Below are 21,674 nucleotides of genomic sequence, written 5' to 3' on the forward strand. Positions count from 1 at the left end.
CTCAAATCAGGACATTAAAAACGAATGGTTGCTGTTCCCAAAACCGTTAAAGGTGGCTGTGGGTAAATGAGAAAACCTTGGGTATTGTAATATTCCACATTATTCAAGTTTTTAATATTCAAGGTGAGTTGCCAGTTGTCTCGCCGATAGAATGTTGACAGATCAACTCGGAAATAACTAGGCAATGTAATATCACAGTCAAAACACACAGCCCGATCACCCACATAGTAAAGTCCTAAACCAAATCCCAACCCTTTGATTGGGCCATCCTGAATCTCATAAGTACTAAAAAAGCCAAACTGATTGTAGGGAACACCGGATAACCGAGAACCAATCGGAATCGTCGTATCTTGACTGACAAAGGCATCGGTATAGGCATAGGAAAGAATCAGATTCCAACCGGGTAAAGGCCGGCCGGTGATGTCGAACTCTATCCCTTGACTCTTCTGTTCACCTGTGGGAATGCTAAAGTCTGGGTTGTTGGGATCCGTCACCAAGACATTTTGCTTGCTAATGTCATAAAATGCCAAGGTTGCAGCTAGCTGGTTGGGAATAATCTCTCCTTTAACCCCAACCTCAAACTGCTGGCCATATTCAGGATCGAAAGGTTGACCGGATTGACTAACACTAAAGATTGCCGGATTGTAGGATGTCGAATAACTAAAATACAATGAAACGGGATCAACGGGCTGATAGACAATCCCGACCCGCGGGGTAAAGGCAGAAACATTGGAGTCATTGTAGGTCAAATCATTGGCGAGATCTCGATAAAATGTGTTAGAAATATCAAACCGTCCTCCAACCAGCAACTTAAGATTGTCCAAGAGAGTCATCTGATCTTGAAAATAAAGACCGACATTATTAACGCCATATAGCTCATTGAGGTCAAAGATCAGTCCGCCGCGTTCCCGGTTATAAACTGGATTAAAAAGATTGATCGAAGTCGCTTGAACATTAGCCAAATCATATTGATAGCTTTGGCGGAAAATATCGAGTCCAAATAGTAATTGATGAGAGATTGGGCCAGTCTTTAAGTTCCCAATCGCTTGAGATTGGAGTGTATAGTTTTGAGATAGCTCATTACGAGTTGTCCCGAATCTAGTGACAGTTTCTCCGTTGATCAATCTACGTGGTTGAGTAAAGTCAGAGTCAATACCTGAAAGCAGCGTGCTCAGACCAAATTTCAGCTTCCAGTCATCATAGATTTGGCTTTCAACCGCAACGTTAAACCCACCACTATTAATTGTGGCATTATCTCCTGGCTCACCCAAAAAACGACTAATTGGCACTTGAAAGTATTCTGGTTCAGGCAAAAAGCCACGATTAAAGGTGTAGTTATTGTTCAAATAAAAAGATTGAAAATTGAGAGTTGTTTGCTCATTGATTTTGGTTGTAAAAGCCGGAGCTAAGAAGTAACGTTGTGAGCCAACATAGTCAACATAGCTGTCAGCACGCTCAAAGGCGGCATTCAGTCGGTACGCACTATTACCATTAGGATCGAGGGGGCCAGAAACATCTAAGGTGGGGCGAACCAATCCATAACTGCCCACAACCAATGAAGGCGAGTAATAAGGTTGAAATAGGGGCGGTTTGCTGATGATGTTCACAATTCCCCCCGGTTCGTTTAAGCCAAAGAGAGCCGAAGCTGGGCCTTTCAGGAAGTCAATCCGTTCAATATTGGCAACATCAATCGGGGAAAGAAAGCCAAAATCCCGAAAGCCATCGCGATAGGCAGTAGAAGGAAAGCCACGCACATAAAACTCACCCGTGGGCAAGCCCCCATATCCCTCGGCTGACTGTACCCCGGGGACGTTATCGGCGGTTTCCTGTACCCGAATAATGGCGCGGTCTTCAATGACTTGGCGGGGAATTACCTGTACAGAAAAAGGCACATCTCGAATTGGGGTATCTGTACCTGTGGCGGTGGAGGTATTGGGAACTAAAAATCCTTGGCTTCCCTCGGCTGTGACGACAATTTCAATCCCATCTTGAGCAATATCTGGGGCTGGGGTCGGGCGGACTTGTTCGGTTTGGGGGGTGGGAATAGGAGTTGCCGTTAAACCAATGACAGCTACTAATTGCCCTTCCGCTTGCTGGAATTGAACCGTGGGTGTGCCGCTCTTGCCAATCACAATGACTTGGACGGTGTTATCGGGGCCGGGTTTGACTTGCACAGAGGCAATGGTGGCGGTTGGGTCAGCTTGTTGAAACTTAGTCTGATTAGGCAGATTTAATTGAGCATTTTGCAACGTCGCGGTGAGAGTGGTTCCCTGTTGCTCTGTAATGACTTGAAAATCCGCCCCTCCAGGCAGGGTAAAGAGAATTTGAATCCCAGTTTCTGTGGGCTGAACTTCAACCCCTGTGATTTCTCCAACCGGGGCCTGGGCCAGTTGATTGGACGGAATAATCGGAGTTTGGGCTTGCCACTGCTCATGGGCCTGGAGCCATTCTTGTAGCGTTTTTGCTGGCTTGCTTTCATCGGCAACTGCTGCATCAATGGGCAATGCAATCGCTGCCAATAAAAAAATAGGAAATTTTTGCAATAGTTTCATCGAATAACTCCTCACACATTAACCAAGGTCAGGTCAAATTATTGATAAGCTGCTTAAAACTCAATCCCAAATGTCCCACTGACGGCAAACGGCCGGCCTGGGTCAATACCTAAACGACTACCGAAAGTTGCAGCAGTAAAATAGTTAATATCGAATAAATTTTCAATATTCAACTGCATCCGCCAGTTGTCCCGCCGATAATACAAGGCAGCATCAGTACGGAAATAGCTGGGGAGAATGAAGGTATTCTCTAGATCGCCATACCTGCTATCCACATAGAAAAGACCCAGGCCAAAGCCCAAGCCTTTCGCCATCCCTTCCTGAATCTCATAGGTTGACCACAGAGTAAATTGATTTGGTGGGACGTTGGCCAGTTGGTTGCCGACAATATCGGTGTTGTCCTGACTGACAAACGCATCTACATAGGCATAACCAGCAGTTAGGTTCCAACCGGGTAAAACCTCACCACCTATGTTAATTTCAAAGCCACGGCTGGCCACTTCTCCCGTTTGCAGCGTAAATATGGGATTGGCAGGATCAGGGGTTTGGACATTTTGTTTGCGAATATCGTAGAGGGCTAGGGTTAAGCTCAACCGCTCTAAAATATCCGTCTTGACACCCACTTCAAACTGCCGGCCTGTTTCCGGATCAAAACCTGAACCATCGGCATTTAAACTCGCCCCAAAGGAGGGGTCGAAAGACGTTGTGTAAGAGGCATAGAGAGAGACGGGTTCAATCGGTTGATAGACAATGCCAAACCTAGGGGTCAAAGCACCATCCCTTTGGGTAAATTCTTCCCGTGGCGCACCCAAATCTCGAGTTGTCCGAAACTGATCTACATAGTCATAGCGCACCCCGGCTAATAGCTTCAGGTTAGACAGTAATTCAATCTGATCTTGAACATAAATGCCAATAGTATTGACCGTATCATCTCGGAAAAATATCGGAGCAACTGAGTAGGGAAGGTTGGCATAGATTGGATTGAAGATATTAATCGAAGGATAATCGCCAAATTGAAACTGTGGGGTTTCAGCCTCGTGACGGTATTCGGTTCCAAATAAAAGCTGATGTTTGACAAAGCCTGTGTTGAACTTGCCTACCACTTCGGCATTGGTAAAGAAGCGGCTGTAAGTCCCACCTGCCAAGTATTCAATACGATTCAATTTACCTGTTGCTTCATCCAAAAAATCGGGCAGAGGTGAATAGCGTTGGGGTTGATACTGGATATATTGCAGGTTATGGCGGAATGACACATTGTCATTGAAACGATGATTCAGACCATAACCCAATAGAAACTGACTCTGCGTGAACTCATTAAACGGTTCTCCCAGAAAACGATTCCGGGGCAGATCAGCCGGACGATTACCAATGGCCACAATCCCTCGATCAACGGTCTCTCGCGTGCTGGAAAACTGACCATAGAAATTCATTGCTGTATCTGGGGTAATGTCCCAACTCAGAATCGGGGAGATCAGCAATTGCTCGCCGCTCACGAAATCCCGAAAGCTGCCATAGTTGTCATAGGCAATATTGAGGCGATATTTGACGGTTTTGGCATCATTCAGGGGGCCGGAAAGATCGATGGCCGTCTGATAGGTATTAAAATTACCCACTGTAAATGAAGCTGCATACCGGGGATCCGATAAGGGTAATTTGGGAACTAAATTAATAATCCCCCCTGGCTGTCCTTGACCATAAAGCACAGAAGCTGGGCCTTGCAGAACTTCAACCCGCTCAATATCGGCCAGGTTCAAGGGGCCTAATGAAATGTTAGGAATTCGATCACGAAAAATACTAGAATCGACATTAAAACCACGAATCAGAAAGCCGGGGCCAAAGACGCTTGCCCCCCTCCCACCGGCGGGAACAACCCCTGGTACAGTTTGCAATGCGCCTCCAAGTTCTGTAACATTCCGGTCTTGAATAACTTGTTGGGGAACAACTTGAATTGAAAAGGGTACATCTCGAATTGGCGTATCGGTGCCAGTGGCAGAGGATGAGTCGGGGACAAAATAACCCTGTGCTCCATCTGCCGTGACAACAATTTCAATCCCATCTTGAGCAATATCTGGGGTCGGAGTCGGGCGGACTTGTTCGGTTTGGGGACTAGGAATTGGGGATGCGGTTAAACCAATGACAGCGACGAGTTGCCCTTCGGCTTGCTGGAACTGCACCGTGGGTGTGCCGCTTTTACCAATCACAATCACTTGGACGGTGTTATCGGGGCCGGGTTTGACTTGCACAGAGGTAATGGTGGCGGTTGGGTCAGCTTGTTGAAATTCAGTCTGATTAGGTAGGCTTAATTGGGCACTTTGAATGATGGCGGTGAGGGTTGTGCCCTGTTGCTCGGTCGTAACTCGGAAATCGGCTCCCCCAGGCAAGGTAAAGAGAATCTGAATTCCGGTTTCCGTGGGCTGAACTTCAACCCCTGTAATTTCTCCCACCGGGGCCTGGGCCAGTTGATTGGGCGGAATAATCGGAGTTTGGGCTTGCCACTGCTCATGGGCCTGGAGCCATTCTTGGACGGTTTGGGCGGGCTTGTTTTCACTGGCTGAGGCTGATTCCAAGGGAATTGCAAGAGAGGCCAATAAAAAAATAGGAAATTTTCGCATTAATTTCATAAAAAAACTCCTCACACACCTAAACAATAAGAATTAGATGAAAGTCCAGCTAGAACTTAATTAGTTTTTGCCAGGCTTACGGGTCGAGATCGCTAACTGGGCATTCTTGATTTGCCGCAACTCATCCATGACTGCAATCACGGTGCCATGTTCAACTTCAGTGTCTGCCCGAACAATAATCAGTTGATTAGCCGCTGCTGCTTGTAAGCCAACAATCCGAGCTTGGACTTGGGCAATTTCTACCGCATCCCCATCAATGAAAATGTTGCGATCCCGATCAATGGTGACGGTAATTGGGTTTTGGGACTGGACTTGGGTTGTCTGGGCCTGGGGAAGCTTAATATCAATGCCATCAGTGCGACTCAAGAATAAGGAGGCAATAATGAAAAAAGCAAGCACCGAAAACACAACATCAATCATCGGGACAATATTAATTTCATCCCCTTCTTGCTCATCCTCCAACCTAAACATGGTGTAGTTCTCCTGGGGTCAGGCTTTCACTGTAGAGAACTTCCAACTGTCCCAAGGATTCTTGAATAAAGGCCAGTTGGCGGCGATAGAAACTCCGAAATAGGTTGGCAAACAGCAAGGCAACAATGGCCACCACCAGGCCCATGACGGTTGACACCAAGGCCTCACTCACCCCACCTGTTACTCCAGCTACTTGTGTGCCATCAAAATTCCCTAAAGATAAAGAACCAAACGCCCGCATCAGTCCCAACACTGTTCCCAGGAGTCCTAACAACGGTGAAACGGCGATCACAGTGGTAAAGACCGTACTAAAGCGACGCAAAACGGGTAACTCGGCCTGGGCCGCAGACTCCAAAATCGTGTGCATTTGGCTGGGACTAAGGTGCTCATGGTTATAGCTGAAGCCGAGGGCCCGAGTAAAAATGCGACAGACGGGTAAATCACGATGGCTTGTTAGGGTTTTCATCACCTGGCCTGGGTTTTCTTGGTAGTCAATTAAGACACGCCGGATCACCTTGGGCTGAGTTGAATAAACCTTGAACCAGAAAATAAGTCGCTCCACAGACAGAGCCACCGTCAAGATTGAAAACACGAGTAAGGGATAGGCGACAATTCCCCCAGCCGCAAAGAAGTTAGTTGGTTCTGTGGCCATAGAATCAAATTTTCCTGTGAAATGCTGAGAATTAATCCTATTAATTAGTGAGAATAGATGTCAAGTATGTTGTTAAGTTTTATTTCTTTTTTGCATACACATTTCATGGTCTATGTTCTGACCCCCTCTCTTAGAAGGAGTTATAGAGACTTATGCTCCAAGAGTTATCACATGGCTTGAATTAAATCTGAGACTAATTTTTAAAAATAAGTATGTTAGCCTAATATTTCAATAGAATACTGTTGTTGACTTTGCACCATGAATGATTTTCTGCTTTTGCTTGAGAGTCGCCACCGACAAGGGTTTTGGGCAGCCTGTGTAGCGGCATCAGTCCTGCTGCATGTGTCAATTTTGGCCAATGTCGGGGCCTGGTGGCGGGTTTTACCTCAAGCAGAATCCCCAATTGCCGAGGTGATCATTTTGCCAGAGCCAGAACCAACACCCCCAACACCGGAAACCCAACCCCCGCCAGAGTTGTCGCGGACTGAACTGCCCAGGCCCCGAACAGAGCCACCCAGTCCCACAACGGCGTTACCCCGGCCTCAGCCTGCACCTGTTCAACCTGTTCGACAACAATCTCCTCCACAGCCCGCTGCGACCCCAGCCCCACCTAGTCGTAAGGCTCCATCTACCCTTGTAGAAAATGTAGCTACCAGATCAGAAGTCTCTGCACCGGTCTCAGCTTCCTCTGAAACTTCGAGTGTGTCGGTCTCTGCCCCGGTTGCTCCTCCTCCCAATCCACCGGCCCCACAAGCTGTAGCTCCACTGCCTCCACCCGCCCCTAAACCAGTTGCCTCCCCCTCTGGCCGAGTTGCTTGTCAAAGTTGCCCCAGGCCCGCCTATCCTTCTTCTATGCGACAAAAAGGTGTTGAAGGTCGAGTGGGTTTAGTCGTGGATGTTAGTCCGAATGGCAGTGTCATCAGTGCAAGTATCACTCAATCCAGTGGCTATCCCGAATTTGATTCAGCCGCATTAAGAGCCGTTCGAGGTTGGGGGTTTACTAGCAGTAGTCAGGGTAAGCAGGGATTGCCAGTATCGGTGCGGTTTGAACTCCAGTAATTGAACCCAGTGGGGGGGATAGATGACATCTGAAGATGGCCGCTATGTTGATTATGTTGAGGTGGCCTGGCTAATCACTGCTTTCGGGTTTAGATACCTCTTCTGCCTTGATTTATCATTACATTGTGATTATAGTTAGAAAAATCATCAATAAAATACCAGTTAAAACTGGTCAAATTTGGTTAATTTCTTGAGTGTGCATGGAATGAAAAGTAATGACAAAGCAGCAGGCCCTACCACTGGTTTCACTTTTTGGGATGGTTCCGTTCTTATTGGCTGGCCAGGCCTGGGCCGGGGAAACCCTTGATCCTGTGGCGATCTCTGGTCAGTCCCTCCAGCAGTCTCGGTCTGTTTTGCAATCTCAGTCAGAACCCCAGGCCCAAGTGACCTCTGTTTCCCAACTGTCTGATGTCCGCCCCACGGATTGGGCTTACCAAGCTCTGGCTTCCTTGGTTGAGAAATATGGCTGTATTGCGGGTTATCCAGACGGGACATTTCGGGGGAATCGGGCCGCAACTCGGTTTGAGATGGCCGCGGCCTTGAATGCCTGTTTGGATGTGGTGAGTGATCGATTTGCCACTAAAGAAGATTTAGCCACCGTCCAACGTCTTGCCCAAGAATTTGCGGCGGAATTGGCCACATTGCGCGGGCGGGTTGATAACCTGGAAGCTCGCACCAGTGCCCTCGAAGCCACTCAATTTTCTACTACTACCAAATTAACGGTTGATGCGCTGGTGGCCTTTCAGGTAGGGGGAGCCAGTGGCTCCATTGTCAATCCAGCCGATGGGATCACCCTTGGGGCAAGTCAATATAATCCTACTGTTATTAGTCGAGTTGATATTAACCTAATCACCAGCTTTACCGGCGAAGATTTACTGATTACTACCCTGCAAACTGGAAACGGTGGGCTGGATAGCTTCTCTGCGGCGGGAATTGGCACAGGCGGGTTGATTAACTCGGGTGCGGTTGATTACGCGGGAGTTGGGCCGGCGGTCAATCTTTATCGCTTGGTCTATGAATTTCAGCCTGTGGAAGATTTGACTATTGCTGCTGGTGCCTTGTTCTTCCCCAGTGACTACATTGATGGCAACAGCTATGCCAACGACTCATTCCAAGATTTCAGTTCTGGCTTCTTTATTAATAACCGTTTGACAGTGGTGTTTCCGGTTGACGGGCCAGGTGGCTCTGGGGCGGTGGTGCAATGGAATCCCAACCAGGGGCCCTTCACAGTCCGGGGCTTGTACGTTGCCGCCAGTGCTTTTAATGCCAATAAAAATAATGGCCCCTTTCCGGGGATTCCTGGGGGCTTGTTTGGGGATCCTTACCAGGGTTCGGTGGAGTTGGAATACGCCGATACCTTTGGGGCAGAGGAGCAAAACAGTTATGCGGTGCGCTTGCAATATACCAATTCCAGCACCATTGATATTGCCCAAAATGCTGGGGGTTTGAACTTTGAGGTCAGCCTCGGACAATTTGGCTTCTTTGGGCGGTATGGCTATTCCGGCGCAACCCTGTATGGGATTGGCAGTACCGTGGATGGCCTGGGCGGCTTTGATTTGTCCTCAATCATTCCCGCTGGCACAACCCAGAACTTCACAGCCCAAACTTGGATGGCGGGCCTGGGCTACCGAGATTTGTGGATGGAAGGCTCTCTCTTGGCAGCGGCCGTTGGTCAACCGTTTATTAATAATTTACCCAGTGCTCCAGGGGTCAATGATAGTACCCAGACTAACTATGAACTCTTCTATCGGATTCCCGTTAGCGACAATATCAGCTTAACTCCGGTATTTATGGCCGTCACCAATGCCAACAACATTGCCAACAATGCGCCTATTTTTCAGGGGCTAGTCCGAACAACCTTCTCCTTCTAGATAACCGTATATCCCACCGATCCTGGCCCTCAGTTCCGTGATAAGCTCCCAATCAAGATGCGATGAATGGTCATACCACCTTGAAAGAAATTATTCGGACTGATGCGGCTCCGGCCCCCGTTGGCCCCTATAACCAAGCGATTCGGGCCACAGGCTCATTGCTTTTTGTTGCTGGGCAGATCCCCTTAGATCCCAAGACAGGGGGCCTGGTTGGCGGAGAGGATGTGGCAGCCCAAACAAAACAAGTGATGGCGAACCTCGAAGCAATTTTGCTGGAAGCGGGCCTGGCCTGGGAGAATGTCGTCAAAACAACGGTTTTCCTTGCCGATCTAGCCGACTTTGTGGCGATGAACGATGTCTATGCCCAATATTTTGCTGAAGGCCATGCTCCGGCCCGGGCCTGTGTGGAAGTGGCACGGTTGCCTAAAGATGTGCGGGTTGAGATTGATTGCATTGCGGTTAGTCCCCAGGCCTGAGGCCATAACCTGAAATTAGATCAACAAAAAAGTCTCAACTGTCATTCAAACAAAGGGTCAAGGCTTTCTTCATTTTATTTGGTGGCGGGGCACTTCATCCGACTAAAGCCTGAAAGCACTGATGTATAAGAATTCTTATTGAGACTACCTCATTGGTTACCCTCAAAAGTTGTTGCTTATTTGAAATGAGAAGTAGAGTTTTTTAAGAGACCACTGGGGTTTATTGTCCTATCTTAGGTCTTTCATCTGCCAGGCCCAGAATTGGTATGGACAGTAAGGTGGCAGCTTGTATTTAGTTTGAGAAGTTTGAAGTCTCAATCAGACATGGGACGGTCACCAATGAAATTTAATTGTTTGAATTAACCCAAGCCCTCACCTGGGTATTTTTTTAGGGATGGTCAAACCAGAGAACCTTAATCACGCCGCCGCCCACTAACGTCACCAGGCCCACAATGAACGTCCAGAGGCGGGCATCCGTAGAACCTTGCTGAATGTGAAGTTCGTTAACGTCATCACGGAGTTCAGACCGTAAGCCATCAACCTTGTCATTAACTGCCTTAATCTCGCTCTTAAGTTCAGCTCTGACTGCCTCCACTTTGTCATTGAGTGCCTTGAACTGTTCATCATTCTTAGCCTGGTTAACTCTGACCTCCAAGGTTAAGGCTTGCATATCATTCCTCATAGCTTGGATCGCTCCCAATATGGCCTGGGTATCCGATGCTGTTAACTCACTCATTACTATCTCCCTTGGGTTTACGCCCTCTACGTTTTTGAACTGGGAGAGCTTTGGCAACATCCCCAGGCCTGGTAGTTGCTCCCAATTTGGGAACATCATCTAGCCCCCCGATCGGTTCACTTGGGGAGGGGTTCATCAATTCCCGCTGTGCAGCTTCAGTGATCACACGCCGAAGCCAGGGAGTTTTGTGCTTACCCATTGCTCTTACTGCTTGGTAAACGGGCATTTCAACCCTCACCTGTAAAGGCTGGGGAGATAACTTATCTTCAGTATCATCCAGCCTCTCAAACTGCGAATCAAGGAACTTGGGAGGCAAAAACGGATTTGGATTAGCCATAAAATAACCATCTCAATACTACCAGTGTACAGGCATTAGTGAAACTTACATCTTTATGCCAGTAAACAAGAAAATACCAATCAAAAATTGCTGTGCCTGTACGATAAATAAGTTCAATTTGTGGCCTGTGGGGAGTGACTAACCAGTCCAGTTTTTGCTCATTTCACACTAAAGACTGTCATCACTTCATCGCCAAGATGGTTGATCACTTTAGCGGTAATCCGGCCAGACTGAAGTTTTGGAAATGGGCGAGAGGTATCCCTATACAAACTATTTCAGGCCTGTTCATCAATTTCGCTTTGGCGGCGCATTGACAACTAAATCCGACCAATCTTGCTCATCCTTGCCATGCTACACCAACTGCGGGCCTAAATCTCGATTGCACCGTTCGTAGGCCACTTGAATTGGGGTTTTGTCCGCATCCGACATTAACGACTCATACTCAGCCGTGGGAATATTTTTCCGGGTATCAGCCCCATATTTCAGGGTTTCAACCTGTTTGTTGGTGCTTGTAATCCTTCTCCGGGCAGCCATACTATAAACTCTCTCCAGTCAAAATTTGATAAAGAGCGGTATTGATATAAAAATTAGAGCGACCAATTTTGCGTTTTTCCAGAAACCCTCCTGAAACCAGTTCGTTCAAATACTTAGTCGCCGTTAGTCTTGTCACATTCAAATCTCTTTGGACAAACTCAATTTTGGTATAGGGATGCTTAAACAGATTATTGATTAAGTCTTGGCTATAAAACTTATACTGTTTGCGGATGTGATGCTTCATTTCTAATAACAAAGCCTTGATCGCTAAAATCGTCTCAATCGTCTGTGTTGCAGTTTCTTCAACAGCCGTGAGCATATAGAGTATCCAGTCTTCCCAAAGGTTTTTATCTCGCACCCGTTGTAGCAGACAATAGTAATCGGCCTTAGTCCGAACAATAGACCGACTGAGATATAAGACCGGAATATCCAATAATCCTTCTTTAACCAGATATAAGACATTGATAATCCGTCCCGTCCGACCATTGCCATCGTAAAACGGGTGAATACTCTCAAACTGATGATGAATAATCGCCATCTTAATCAGCGGATCAGTGATAAAAATCGGCTCCTCATTCATAAACCGCTCTAACTCGCCCATCATCTCTGGAACCACATCTGGCGGGGGTGGCGCATAAACCACATGACCAAAATTATCCTTCAGGACTGTGCTTGGAACTTTGCGAAACCCAGCCCGGTTATGCTCTAGCGTGGCCTGGATGTTCAAAATGTGATTCAGCGTCAGGAGTCCAGTGGCTTGCACGGCTTCAAACCCAACTCGCAGGGCCTCACGGTAACGTAATACTTCTTTCCCGGCTAAGCTGTGTTGGTCATCCGGCAAGAGATCATCCTTGAATAGCTCATCATGGGTCGTGATGATATTTTCGATGGCTGAACTATCTTTTGCCTCTTGCAGAGCTAATGTATTGATTAAAATACTTTGATTGGGGATTGTTCCAGCAATACCTTTGAGTTCCGCCAGCTTCCGACTGGTCGTTGCCAACTTCTTCAAGATCGCCACGGTCTCAAATTGTCTGGGCGAAAGACTTCCCAACGATGTGTAAGCTGTCATCAGAGACACCGGGCCTGGGTTGACGTGTATAGGAAAAGCGGTTTTTGTATACATATCCTAGGCAATGTGTATAGTTTTGGCCTGTTTTTGCTTAATCACATCATGGCCTGCCCAGTCTGCTCAGTATTAATGGACTGTAAAGATTGCACTTGGGCGGCTGCATAGTGTTGATACCGCTCAATTTCTTGTTGCAGATTAGGAACAGATTCCCACTCTCCCGCTTCGATGGAGTTCATCAAGGCCTGTTCTTCTGCATCAAGTTCAAAATCCCAATAACGGCGGGGAATATCCTTGAGTTGAGGCTGAAAACCACCCATTTTGGCTAATGCTTGTGCGGCCAGTTTCGCTTTAGGTGTTTCATTCGTTTGCGACATGGTTAGTCACCCAACACAGATTCATAAAGGTCAGCCAACGCAATCTCTACCCCAACAGAGACTAACTTGATTGAGGTATCCAGCCCACTGTGGTCAGTGAATAACCATTGATGATCCGCTTGCTTCACAAATTGCTCCACATAGGGCCTGGCCTGGTCAATGACCAAATATTCCTGAAATGTGGGAATCGTCCGATAAGCGGCAAACTTATCGCCCCGGTCATAGGGACTGGTTGAATCCGACAACACCTCAGCAATCAAGAGGGGATTTGTTACCGTATCTCTGCGGTTATCTTGTAACACCACCGGATCAGCAATCACCATCACATCAGGGTAGGTATAGACCTTAAACTCTGGAACCCATAACCGTTGATTCGTAATGAAAATGCTGTAGGATTTCTTCCGCAAACTAAACCACAACACTGCATACAACGCCCCCGCCACTTTGTTGTGTTCCGGTGTACCTCCCGTCATGCACACAATTTCTCCATGGCGATATTCCCGGCGCAGGCCATCCGTCACTTCCGCCTCAGCTTCTAGGGAGAAGTAGTCCTCAACGGTATAAGGAGGTTTGGATAGGATAGCTGTCATGATGATTCTCCTAGCTGTTGGATGAGCCGCCCAAAATTTTCCTCAATCAACTGCTTAAAGTCTGCCTCAATTTCATAGACTTCCTTAAATTCAGCAAAGGCCCAGCGACCAAACTTACCTAAATTATTAACGCCTGGAACCCAATAATTCTGCATCATATTTGCTTTGTCCTTGGCATCTTCCCCCGAAAGCTCTTAATCTCCACCACTAGGTTTAATAGGTCAGCGTCCCCATGCCTAGCATCCACCCGGGCAATAAAATCGGGAATATATTTGCGGGGGCATCCGACAAAATTCAGCCTCCCAATCACTATCGCACACGACCCAATTCACATGGCAATGCCGAGGACTGGTCTGCCACAGCGTTTGCTTCGAGGTACTGAAATTCACATGACTGGTGCTGCCTGTGGGGTTGTAGGTATCCAGAATCGCTTTAATCGGTTTCTCTTTAGCCGTTCCTTCTGTAATCGCTGCCTTAATCCGTTCACAGGCCATATCCGCGATTTCGCGATCCATCAACTGCCCTAAAGATGTCCCTCCAGTAAATTTGAAATAGCTTTCAATCCAGGCCTGGACAATCCGCCTCAGTTGTCCAAACAAAAAACAACTTTGGTTCATCTCCGGGATACCGAAACTTGTTGTAGAGTGAATGCTTTGTCAACTCATAGACGACTGTGTTCTGCCGAATGTTTTCCAAATCCTTAATCGTTAAACCAACCCCTTCGCCAATAATTCCATCATTGCGTATCACCATTGGCCCGACAAATCCGGGGTCAGCTTCAACTCGGAATCCGCCGTACAGGTAGCCGTCAGTTTAGTTTCGGGTAACTCAGTTCGATAGCCCTGCACCTGTGGGAACGTAATCTCTAACGCATCCCCAATGAGACTGAACTCGATAAAAGAAATGCCCACAAGTCACTTAAACAAAGGACTTATGGACAATCTCAGATTAGTTATTTATGGCGGGGCACGGATTTGAACCGTGGACCTTCGGGTTATGAGCCCGACGAGCTACCAGGCTGCTCTACCCCGCGTTATCCAGGAATTTAACTATAGCGCATATTCCAGCCTGTTGACCAGGCCCGGTGACAAAAATGTTGACATTTATCAAAATTAAAAGCATCAAGCGTCTTCAGACCCAAATAAGTCAACTGGGGCATCCATGCGTTCTGTTTGGCGGGAATCGGTGATCAACCAATCCAAGGCTGCTGCGCGCACATCAATAGTCGTCCCATTTTTATCCACGCAATAACGCCCAAACACCAACTTATCCACCAACCGGATCCCAGCCCCGAGACGGGAATATTCAAAGATTACACAGTTATCTACAACTGCGCCACTGCAAACACAGCAATTGGGGCCAATCATGGTCGGGCCAATAATTGTCACTCCATCCTCAATCCGGGTCATGCCGCCAATATAAACCGGCCCTTGGATATTCACCTTGTCCCAATTGACTGCTACATTGATCCCGGTATAAATATTCGGAGCCACCTCCCGGCCTGGGATTTGCACATTAGCAACCTGGCCCGCTAAAACACTCCGCACCGCCTGCCAATAATCCGGGACTTTACCAATATCAACCCACTCAAAGTCCATCGTCAGTCCGAAAAAGGGCGCGCCCATCTCCACAAGTTTGGGAAACAGTTGGCTGCCAATGTCATACTCTACACCCGAGGGAATTAAATCTAAAATCTCCGGTTCAAAGATATAAATCCCCGTATTGATCAGCGTACTCAGAGCGTCTTCGACATTGGGTTTTTCCTGAAAGGCCTTGATCCGATGTTCGGCATCTGTAACCACAACCCCATAACTGGAGACTTCCTCCCTGGAGACATCTCGCAAAATAATTGTCGCAAGGGCTCCTTTTTGACGGTGCCAGGCCACGGCTTTGGTTAAATCTAAATCAATCAGGGCATCCCCACACAGCACCACAAACGTATCATCAAAAAACGGGTTAAAATCCTGAATCCGTTTCATGCCTCCAGCCGAACCTAAGGCCTTACCCACCAGCTTGCCGTCCTCAATATAGCCCTCAAAGGAATAGGCAATCTGCACTCCAAACCGCTGCCCATCCTGGAAATATTCTTCAATTTCGTGGGCCAAGTGGCTGACATTGACCATAATTTCCGTAAAGCCGTGTTGCCGCAGTAATTCCACCAAAAACTCCATCACTGGCTTTTGCAGAATTGGGATCATTGGCTTGGGAATTGTGTAGGTGATGGGGCGAACCCGCGTTCCTTTCCCTGCGGCCAAAATCATTGCTTTCATGGTTCCTAATCTGCCTCATGTCCTGATGTTTTTTTTACTCGCTAAGGTATTGGAAGTGGCGATTGTTCTCTACTCTAGGGCATAGACTTGGCCATGAATCAACAGACGAGTAATCCCCTTTCCTTGGAGATAGGAGGTGGTTTTCCGCAGGACATTGCCATCGGGAACCTTAACAACCGTTTTTCGCAGAATGCTGTCTGAGTTTTTGTAAATGCGCTGATTCCGCTGGGAAAACCGGAGTGCCACCGCCCGACTTTCAAAAATCGGTAATGTTTTTTGTTGCTCTTCATCAAGGCTGGCGTGCCCCAGACCCCGGAACTCTCCCAAGGGACGGGCCAATAACTCAGAGCGGGTGTCAATTACTAAGTAGCACGGCCGTGGCAGAACGGCTGCATCTAAGGGATAAATGGCAATTTCCGCCGGACTCGCGTCTTCTGCCAGCATTTCTGCCGCTTCAGTCGGATCATCAGGGTTATCGGTCTCCTCCTCTTCGATCTCGTCTTCAAAATCATCATCGGCAAAGTCCTCTAAATCTTCCCCTGCCAACCCACTCAGATCATCCTCTTCCTCCTCCTCACTGTCGATCTCAAGAGCGGGATAGACCCTTGTCAGAGGCTCAGGTAGGGCTTGGAGGGTGGATACCCCAATGGATACAGCTTCGGTCGCTGGAGGGATAGGAACGACAACTTCTGGTTGGCCAGGCGCGGAACGCCTACGGCGAATCAAGGGTTTAGATGTGGTTGGGGGAACTTCAGGGGTGGGTTCCGGCGTAGCTACGGAGAAGGTGGGGCTGGGGGTGACAATTTGGGGAAGCGGCTTTACGGGTGGAGAGGGCGGGGCAACCGGATGAGATTCGCCATCTCCAGACTTAATCGTGCGGCGAATTGTATTTTCACTCACACTAAACTGAGTCGCCAGTGCCTTGATGGATTCTCCTTGACCATAGGCCACCACAATTGCTGCTTTTTCGTCGTTGGTTAGCCGTTTGTAGGTCATTGCTCGCGATTATCCTAAAACCGTAAACCCCATTATCTCTGATCTCTTTGGCCGATTGAGGGGGCGTTGCCGAAGTTAGGGATCAATTCTTTGGAGCAGATTATGGAAAATTATGGGATTAAGTATTCTTAAAGGGGGTGTTTGACTGGCCTGGGGCCTGACAGATAAAAGTCAAGAGGCTGATCTGACTGACGAAAATCTTCTCAATCGCGCCAGTTAGACTGCTTTTAACTGGCCTCGATCCTCAAGCTGGAGGATGATCTATAGTCCTCAGGGGGGAACGTGATAGATGTAAATAAATGTTGTTAAATCTAAATTTTTGCTGAAATTTGACCCAATTCCTGGATTCGCCGTCAACATAAAGAAGGAATTTGAGACCCTTTTGTCAGGTTCTTTAACACTTGAATAACATTTTGCTCAGGGTTGCGACTTAGGGGTATTGGCAGCCAGAGGCTTCAAGATTTTTTGTCAGCTTTTAGCCAAGGTTGGTTTGGGTTCTCGGGTTTATCAGTGCTTCACCTCTTTATTGGATGCTTTCCTCTATGGTTCAGTCTTTTTTTGCTTCCACATCCTCTGATCCGGCTTTCTCCATCACCAATGCATCCGCCCCAAATTCCCTCCAGGCCACCGGCATCTACATCACCATTCATGGCCACTTCTACCAACCCCCCCGAGAAAACCCCTACCTGGAAGCGGTTGAACATCAACCCAGTGCCAGCCCTTTTCATGATTGGAACGAGCGGATTTATCACGAGTGTTACCGCCCCAATGCTTTTGCCCGGATTTTTAATGATCGGGGGGATGTAATTGATATTGTCAACAACTATGAATATCTCAGCTTTAATATTGGCCCAACCCTGTTTAGTTGGCTAGAACGGTATGACCTTGAGGTCTATCAGCGGATTATTGCCGCCGATCGGGCCAGTTGTCAGCGCTTGAATGGTCACGGGAACGCCATCGCCCAAGTCTATAACCACATTATTTTGCCCTTGGCCAATCACCAAGATAAGGTCACGCAAATTCGCTGGGGGAAAGCCGATTTTCAACAACGGTTTGGCCGGGAACCTGAGGGGATGTGGCTGGCTGAAGCAGCAGTAGATTACCCCACGTTAGAAGTCTTGATCCAAGAAGGGATTAAATTTATTGTCCTCGCTCCGTCCCAGGCCCTGCGCTGTCGGCCCCGCCCGAGTCAAAACAATCCCGACCCGGCCTGGTATGAGGTTGCCGGTTGCCAAATTGATCCGAACCGCCCCTACCGTTGTTTTCTCCCCGCTGGTAACCCGGAAACGGATTTTATTGATGTATTTTTCTATGACGGGCCAATTTCACGGGATATGGGCTTCAGTGACTTGCTCAATAGCTCCCAATTCTTAGCCGGACGTTTAGGCCAGGCCGTGCGCCATGATCATCGGGAATTGCAACTCATTTCCGTGGCCACCGATGGAGAAACTTTCGGCCATCACAAAAAAGATGCAGAAAAAGCCCTGGCCTATGCCCTCAAGGTCGAATTTCCCCAACGGGGCTGGCAGGTGAGTAATTATGCTCATTATCTCAGCTTGCAGTCTCCCACCTGGGAAGTGGTCTTAAAACCCGTCACGGCCTGGAGTTGCGCCCACGGGGTCGATCGTTGGCAGGCCGATTGTGGTTGCGGCGGGGGCGGGGCCTGGCATCAACGGTGGCGGCAACCCTTACGGGAGAGTCTGAACTGGTTACGGGATGAACTAACGGAGATCTATGAAACCCTAGCGGCGGAATTTTTTACGGATGGTTGGGCCGCCCGGAATGCTTACATTGAAGTGATTCAGGATCGCTCCCCAGAACGTCTCGACCAATTTTTCCACGCCTGGCAACAGCACCCTTTAACGGCCAATGAACGGGTAGATGCCCTGCGCCTTTTGGAAATGCAACGCTATGGCCTGCTGATGTTTACCAGTTGTGGCTGGTTTTTTGAGGAAATCTCCCGTCCCGAAGGAGTGCAAATTCTTCGCTATGCAGCCCGCGCCTTGGAATTGGCCGCCGATGTTTCCGGGGTGCAGTTAGAAGCCGAATTTAGCCAACGCTTGGCGGAGGCCCCCAGCAATGTTGAAATCTTTGGCAACGGGGCCGGAGTTTATCAGCAACTGGTGAAACCTTCGCAAATTAGCCTGCAACAGGTAGCAGCCCACTACGGCATGAATTCTCTCTTCACCAATTACCCCACTCAACATCACCTCTATTGCTATGACATTGTTCAAGATGACTATCTCCGTCAGCAAATGGGCAACCTTACCCTGGCCATTGGACAGATTACCCTGACCTCAGACGTAACCCGAGAATCCCAGGCCCTGGTCATGGCTGTTCTCCACATGGGGGGGTGGGACTTCCATTGCTGCTTAAAACCTTTTCAAGGACGAGCCGACTATGCCGAAACCAAAGCCCATCTGCTTAATGCTCTCCAACAGGGCAGCACCGCTAAAGTCGTTTTAACCTTAACTCAGGCCTTTGGCGACACTGCATTTGGCCTGAATGATCTGTTTGCGGAAGACCGTCACCGCTTGATGCATGCCCTGACCCAAACCACCCTTAACCGTCTCGATCAACTTTATAGCCAGGTCTATCGGGACAATTACGGGATTCTCATGGGCTTTCAACGGGATGGACTCGGAGTGCCCCAGGAGTTGCAAGTGGCTGCCAGCGTCGCACTCACTCACCAGGCCAAGGTTGCCCTAAAGTCCGTGGAGCAGGAACTTGCTGATCCCCAAAACTTACCGAGTAACAACCTCCCCCAGTATTTAATTCAATTAGAGACGATTGCGGAAGAGGCCCGGGTACTTGGCTGTAGCTTAAACTTAGGCCCCGAATCTCAGCATCTGGAGCAACAAATTCTCCAAGTCCTCTGGCATCTCTTCCACAATTTCCAACCGGATCGTCTGATTGCTTTAGTCCCCTTGCTCGGTCAAATCATTACCATTGCCCATCGGCTGGGTCTGACTTTGAACTTAGAGCCAATGCAGGAACTCTATTTCCAAACCCTCAAAACCCTGTTCACCCCGGCTGGAGATCACCCTTTACTCTTGACTTTAACCCCCAAGGCAAATCACTACCTATTGCAGCTTGGCCCCCTGTTGCGGGTAGATGTTAGCTGGATTAGCGTTTGCTTGAGATAGGTATTTTTTGTTCCTGAAAATCTCAATGGTGGATGATTCTGTGCAACTATTATTCAACGTAAGAGTGCAAAAGTTCATGACTAAGAAATGTTTGCATATCAAGATCGATATTTTCTAAAAGAATCGAGAAATTTGTTCGATCATAATCTCCTTCAAAAAAAGTTTCGAGACGGATTAAGTCTTCATCCGTGAGATATAGCTTCATAAATAAAAGTTGAGCATTCAAAGAATTAATAAATTCCAAAAGATCAGGCCGACCAATATTTTGTTTTGCTCCGTAAATTGTACTAACAAGAATGCCACGATTATCAATTTGTTTAAGAAATAAGTTGGTTTTTCTTGGATGTAAATTTAGTACCCAATCTTCTCCTTGTTCTTGAACCCGGTATCCAGCGAATTCCAAGTGATTTATAAATTTTGCCAAAGGATGAGCAGTTGGGCTGTCACTTTCAATGTTTCTCATCAGTTTATAAGAACTCCCAGAGCAACAACTTTGCCGAACTCAAACATATCACGCATTATAAAGTCACTATGAGTATGAGAAAATTATTAGACTGTTAATTTTTATTCCCAGTGGTGAAGGTTAAAACCTGTACCGGAGTTGCATCGGGGGGATACAGAAAATTCACTTGTACCAGGCGCGTTTCTTGGGGTTGTAAGGTGAGCCTCAGCAACGCTAGCCCCTGTTGTCCCTGTTTCTGAACCAGATGGAACGATTGACTTTGGGGGGTTCCGGCATCATCCCGATAACGGAGGCGGACGGTTCCCCGGAAAAAGATCCGATTCGGGGGTGGATTCAGAAACCTCAGGCCAGGCTCGGCGGCATTGGTTTTGACTGGGCTTTGCAGGGTGAGGGTAATGGCTTGGGGCTGATTTGTCGGGTTAAATAAGGGGAAATTGAGGTCGTATTCAATCCCATAGTTGCCGTGGGCCTGGTAGGCAGTGTCGGGGTAACGAGCAATTAGGGGGGCCGCTTGCACCTGGCCAGTCCCCAATGTGCCCCCAATCACTGTGCTTAAAGGAAAGGAAAATCGCTCACCCGGCCTGGGAATTTCAAGTTTTGTTGTTTGATTGTACCAACGAGAGCCGACACCCACGCCCGCCACACGACTGTAAATAATCGGCCCAGGCCGGCCTGGAACAGACGGCGGTTTATCTCGAGGGGTGACAAGAGCACCAGTTTTGAGCAGGGCTTGCCAATCAGAAAGAGTGGGGGGATTCTCCTGGCCTTGAGCATCTTGCTGGGCATAGAGTCCCAAACTGGCCAAATAGACCGGACCATTGCTGCGAAGCCTGAGGAGGGCCGAGCGACCATTCAAGGGTGGAGTCAGTTCTTTAACGGAAATTGGCAAGTTGAGCAACATGGCACTGCTTTGGGGCGGAATTACTACTTGGGCGGGAAAGATGGCTTGGCGTTGGCCCCGGAGAATCTCCGTCATCACCCGATCCCCAGGCCCGGCATAGATCATCCCTGAATCATTATTTTGAACTTCCGGCAAGGGAATAAACGGTGCATCGGGTTGGCTAACATAACTCGCGGCCTGGAGGATGTTGATCGTCACTGGTTTATGGGTTGGGTTTTGGGCAATGACCCCCAAATAGAGCGTCCGTAAATCCTCTGGTGTTGCAGGCTTGGCAATGTGGTGGGCAAAAATATCAAATCGGCCTTGAAAACGGGTGTTCAAGTGGGCAGTGGGGGTAGCCATGCCTTGGGGCGGAAAGGTTGAAAGTAAAATCCCTGCTTGAGATACCACTTCTGGACTGTTGCTATTGAACACCCTGACCTGATCCAGGCCCCCTGGTAGTGGCAAAACCTTTTGGGGTTGGAGAATCGTTTCTGGGGGTGGGGTGGTTTGGGCGAACGCGCGCAACGGTAGAGCCAGACTCAGCATGGCCAGGGTTAGGCCGGTGAATTGT

22 protein-coding genes and 1 tRNA gene are annotated in these 21,674 nt (G+C 48.2%); 4 read left to right on the plus strand and 19 right to left on the minus strand.

Annotated elements, in window-relative coordinates:
• Positions 1-14: 14 nt before the first annotated feature.
• The 4 genes from SYN6312_RS01450 to SYN6312_RS01465 are packed head-to-tail and all read right to left on the minus strand — an operon-like array spanning position 15 to position 6,296.
• Complete coding sequence (locus tag SYN6312_RS01450; RefSeq protein WP_015123084.1) at positions 15-2,552, minus strand: TonB-dependent siderophore receptor; 2,538 nt, start codon at positions 2,550-2,552, stop codon at positions 15-17.
• 53 nt (positions 2,553-2,605) lie between these two features.
• The gene (locus SYN6312_RS01455; protein WP_015123085.1) at positions 2,606-5,173 is read right to left on the minus strand and encodes a TonB-dependent siderophore receptor; all 2,568 of its coding nucleotides are present in this window, start codon (positions 5,171-5,173) and stop codon (positions 2,606-2,608) included.
• Between the two features lie 60 nt (positions 5,174-5,233).
• Positions 5,234-5,644, minus strand: coding sequence for a biopolymer transporter ExbD (locus SYN6312_RS01460; protein ID WP_015123086.1), 411 nt, complete (start codon positions 5,642-5,644; stop codon positions 5,234-5,236).
• Positions 5,637-6,296 carry a MotA/TolQ/ExbB proton channel family protein gene (locus SYN6312_RS01465; RefSeq protein ID WP_015123087.1) on the minus strand — a complete coding sequence of 220 codons (660 nt, stop codon included), beginning with the start codon at positions 6,294-6,296 and terminating at the stop codon, positions 5,637-5,639. The genes SYN6312_RS01460 and SYN6312_RS01465 overlap by 8 nt, the downstream gene beginning before the upstream one ends.
• A gap of 258 nt (positions 6,297-6,554) precedes the next feature.
• Here SYN6312_RS01465 and SYN6312_RS18095 point away from each other — a divergent pair, with 258 nt between their 5' ends.
• The 3 genes from SYN6312_RS18095 to SYN6312_RS01480 all read left to right on the plus strand — a co-directional run bounded on the left by SYN6312_RS18095 (position 6,555) and on the right by SYN6312_RS01480 (position 9,702).
• A complete protein-coding gene (locus SYN6312_RS18095) occupies positions 6,555-7,355 on the plus strand; it encodes an energy transducer TonB (protein ID WP_015123088.1) in 801 nt (266 codons plus the stop codon).
• Positions 7,356-7,570: 215 nt separating this feature from the next.
• Positions 7,571-9,226 carry an iron uptake porin gene (locus tag SYN6312_RS01475; protein WP_015123089.1) on the plus strand — a complete coding sequence of 552 codons (1,656 nt, stop codon included), beginning with the start codon at positions 7,571-7,573 and terminating at the stop codon, positions 9,224-9,226.
• A 62-nt stretch (positions 9,227-9,288) separates the two neighbouring features.
• A complete protein-coding gene (locus SYN6312_RS01480; RefSeq protein WP_015123090.1) occupies positions 9,289-9,702 on the plus strand; it encodes a RidA family protein in 414 nt (137 codons plus the stop codon).
• A gap of 388 nt (positions 9,703-10,090) precedes the next feature.
• Here SYN6312_RS01480 and SYN6312_RS01485 read toward each other — a convergent pair whose 3' ends face one another.
• The 13 genes from SYN6312_RS01485 to SYN6312_RS01535 form a co-directional block, all read right to left on the minus strand.
• A complete protein-coding gene (locus SYN6312_RS01485) occupies positions 10,091-10,438 on the minus strand; it encodes a hypothetical protein (RefSeq protein WP_015123091.1) in 348 nt (115 codons plus the stop codon).
• Positions 10,431-10,664, minus strand: a complete 234-nt coding sequence (locus SYN6312_RS20260) for a hypothetical protein (RefSeq protein WP_216594165.1) — start codon at positions 10,662-10,664, stop codon at positions 10,431-10,433. Before SYN6312_RS20260 ends, SYN6312_RS01485 begins: the two co-directional genes overlap by 8 nt.
• A gap of 462 nt (positions 10,665-11,126) precedes the next feature.
• Positions 11,127-11,309 carry a hypothetical protein gene (locus SYN6312_RS01495; RefSeq protein WP_051020950.1) on the minus strand — a complete coding sequence of 61 codons (183 nt, stop codon included), beginning with the start codon at positions 11,307-11,309 and terminating at the stop codon, positions 11,127-11,129.
• Position 11,310: 1 nt separating this feature from the next.
• Positions 11,311-12,381, minus strand: coding sequence for a Fic family protein (locus tag SYN6312_RS01500; RefSeq protein ID WP_041430486.1), 1,071 nt, complete (start codon positions 12,379-12,381; stop codon positions 11,311-11,313).
• A 95-nt stretch (positions 12,382-12,476) separates the two neighbouring features.
• On the minus strand, positions 12,477-12,755 hold the full coding sequence (locus SYN6312_RS01505) for a hypothetical protein (RefSeq protein WP_015123094.1): 279 nt from the start codon (positions 12,753-12,755) through the stop codon (positions 12,477-12,479).
• A 2-nt stretch (positions 12,756-12,757) separates the two neighbouring features.
• The gene (locus SYN6312_RS01510; protein ID WP_015123095.1) at positions 12,758-13,345 is read right to left on the minus strand and encodes a Uma2 family endonuclease; all 588 of its coding nucleotides are present in this window, start codon (positions 13,343-13,345) and stop codon (positions 12,758-12,760) included.
• The gene (locus SYN6312_RS19620) at positions 13,342-13,503 is read right to left on the minus strand and encodes a hypothetical protein (protein ID WP_156804720.1); all 162 of its coding nucleotides are present in this window, start codon (positions 13,501-13,503) and stop codon (positions 13,342-13,344) included. The genes SYN6312_RS01510 and SYN6312_RS19620 overlap by 4 nt, the downstream gene beginning before the upstream one ends.
• A gap of 78 nt (positions 13,504-13,581) precedes the next feature.
• Entirely contained in the window at positions 13,582-13,962 is a 381-nt protein-coding gene (locus tag SYN6312_RS01515) for a hypothetical protein (protein WP_172636028.1), read from the minus strand.
• Positions 13,904-14,098, minus strand: coding sequence for a hypothetical protein (locus SYN6312_RS01520; RefSeq protein WP_041430491.1), 195 nt, complete (start codon positions 14,096-14,098; stop codon positions 13,904-13,906). Before SYN6312_RS01520 ends, SYN6312_RS01515 begins: the two co-directional genes overlap by 59 nt.
• A complete protein-coding gene (locus SYN6312_RS19625) occupies positions 14,092-14,256 on the minus strand; it encodes a hypothetical protein (protein WP_156804721.1) in 165 nt (54 codons plus the stop codon). The genes SYN6312_RS01520 and SYN6312_RS19625 overlap by 7 nt, the downstream gene beginning before the upstream one ends.
• Positions 14,257-14,304: 48 nt before the next feature.
• A tRNA-Met gene (locus SYN6312_RS01525) sits at positions 14,305-14,378 on the minus strand.
• Positions 14,379-14,466: 88 nt separating this feature from the next.
• Complete coding sequence (locus SYN6312_RS01530) at positions 14,467-15,615, minus strand: sugar phosphate nucleotidyltransferase (RefSeq protein ID WP_041430492.1); 1,149 nt, start codon at positions 15,613-15,615, stop codon at positions 14,467-14,469.
• Between the two features lie 69 nt (positions 15,616-15,684).
• The gene (locus SYN6312_RS01535; protein WP_015123097.1) at positions 15,685-16,611 is read right to left on the minus strand and encodes a helix-turn-helix domain-containing protein; all 927 of its coding nucleotides are present in this window, start codon (positions 16,609-16,611) and stop codon (positions 15,685-15,687) included.
• Positions 16,612-17,153: 542 nt separating this feature from the next.
• On the opposite strand from SYN6312_RS01535, the gene SYN6312_RS01540 reads away from it, so the two are divergent.
• Entirely contained in the window at positions 17,154-19,757 is a 2,604-nt protein-coding gene (locus SYN6312_RS01540) for a DUF3536 domain-containing protein (protein WP_015123098.1), read from the plus strand.
• A 49-nt stretch (positions 19,758-19,806) separates the two neighbouring features.
• On the opposite strand, the gene SYN6312_RS01545 is transcribed toward SYN6312_RS01540, so the two are convergent.
• Both SYN6312_RS01545 and SYN6312_RS01550 read right to left on the minus strand, forming a co-directional pair.
• Positions 19,807-20,220, minus strand: a complete 414-nt coding sequence (locus SYN6312_RS01545) for a YbjN domain-containing protein (RefSeq protein ID WP_015123099.1) — start codon at positions 20,218-20,220, stop codon at positions 19,807-19,809.
• 94 nt (positions 20,221-20,314) lie between these two features.
• Positions 20,315-21,649 (minus strand): DUF3370 domain-containing protein, encoded by a 1,335-nt coding sequence (locus SYN6312_RS01550; RefSeq protein ID WP_041430982.1) that lies wholly within the window; start codon positions 21,647-21,649, stop codon positions 20,315-20,317.
• Positions 21,650-21,674 lie beyond the last annotated feature (25 nt).

It is taken from the genome of Synechococcus sp. PCC 6312 (assembly GCF_000316685.1).
In the GTDB taxonomy this organism is placed as follows: domain Bacteria; phylum Cyanobacteriota; class Cyanobacteriia; order Thermosynechococcales; family Thermosynechococcaceae; genus Pseudocalidococcus.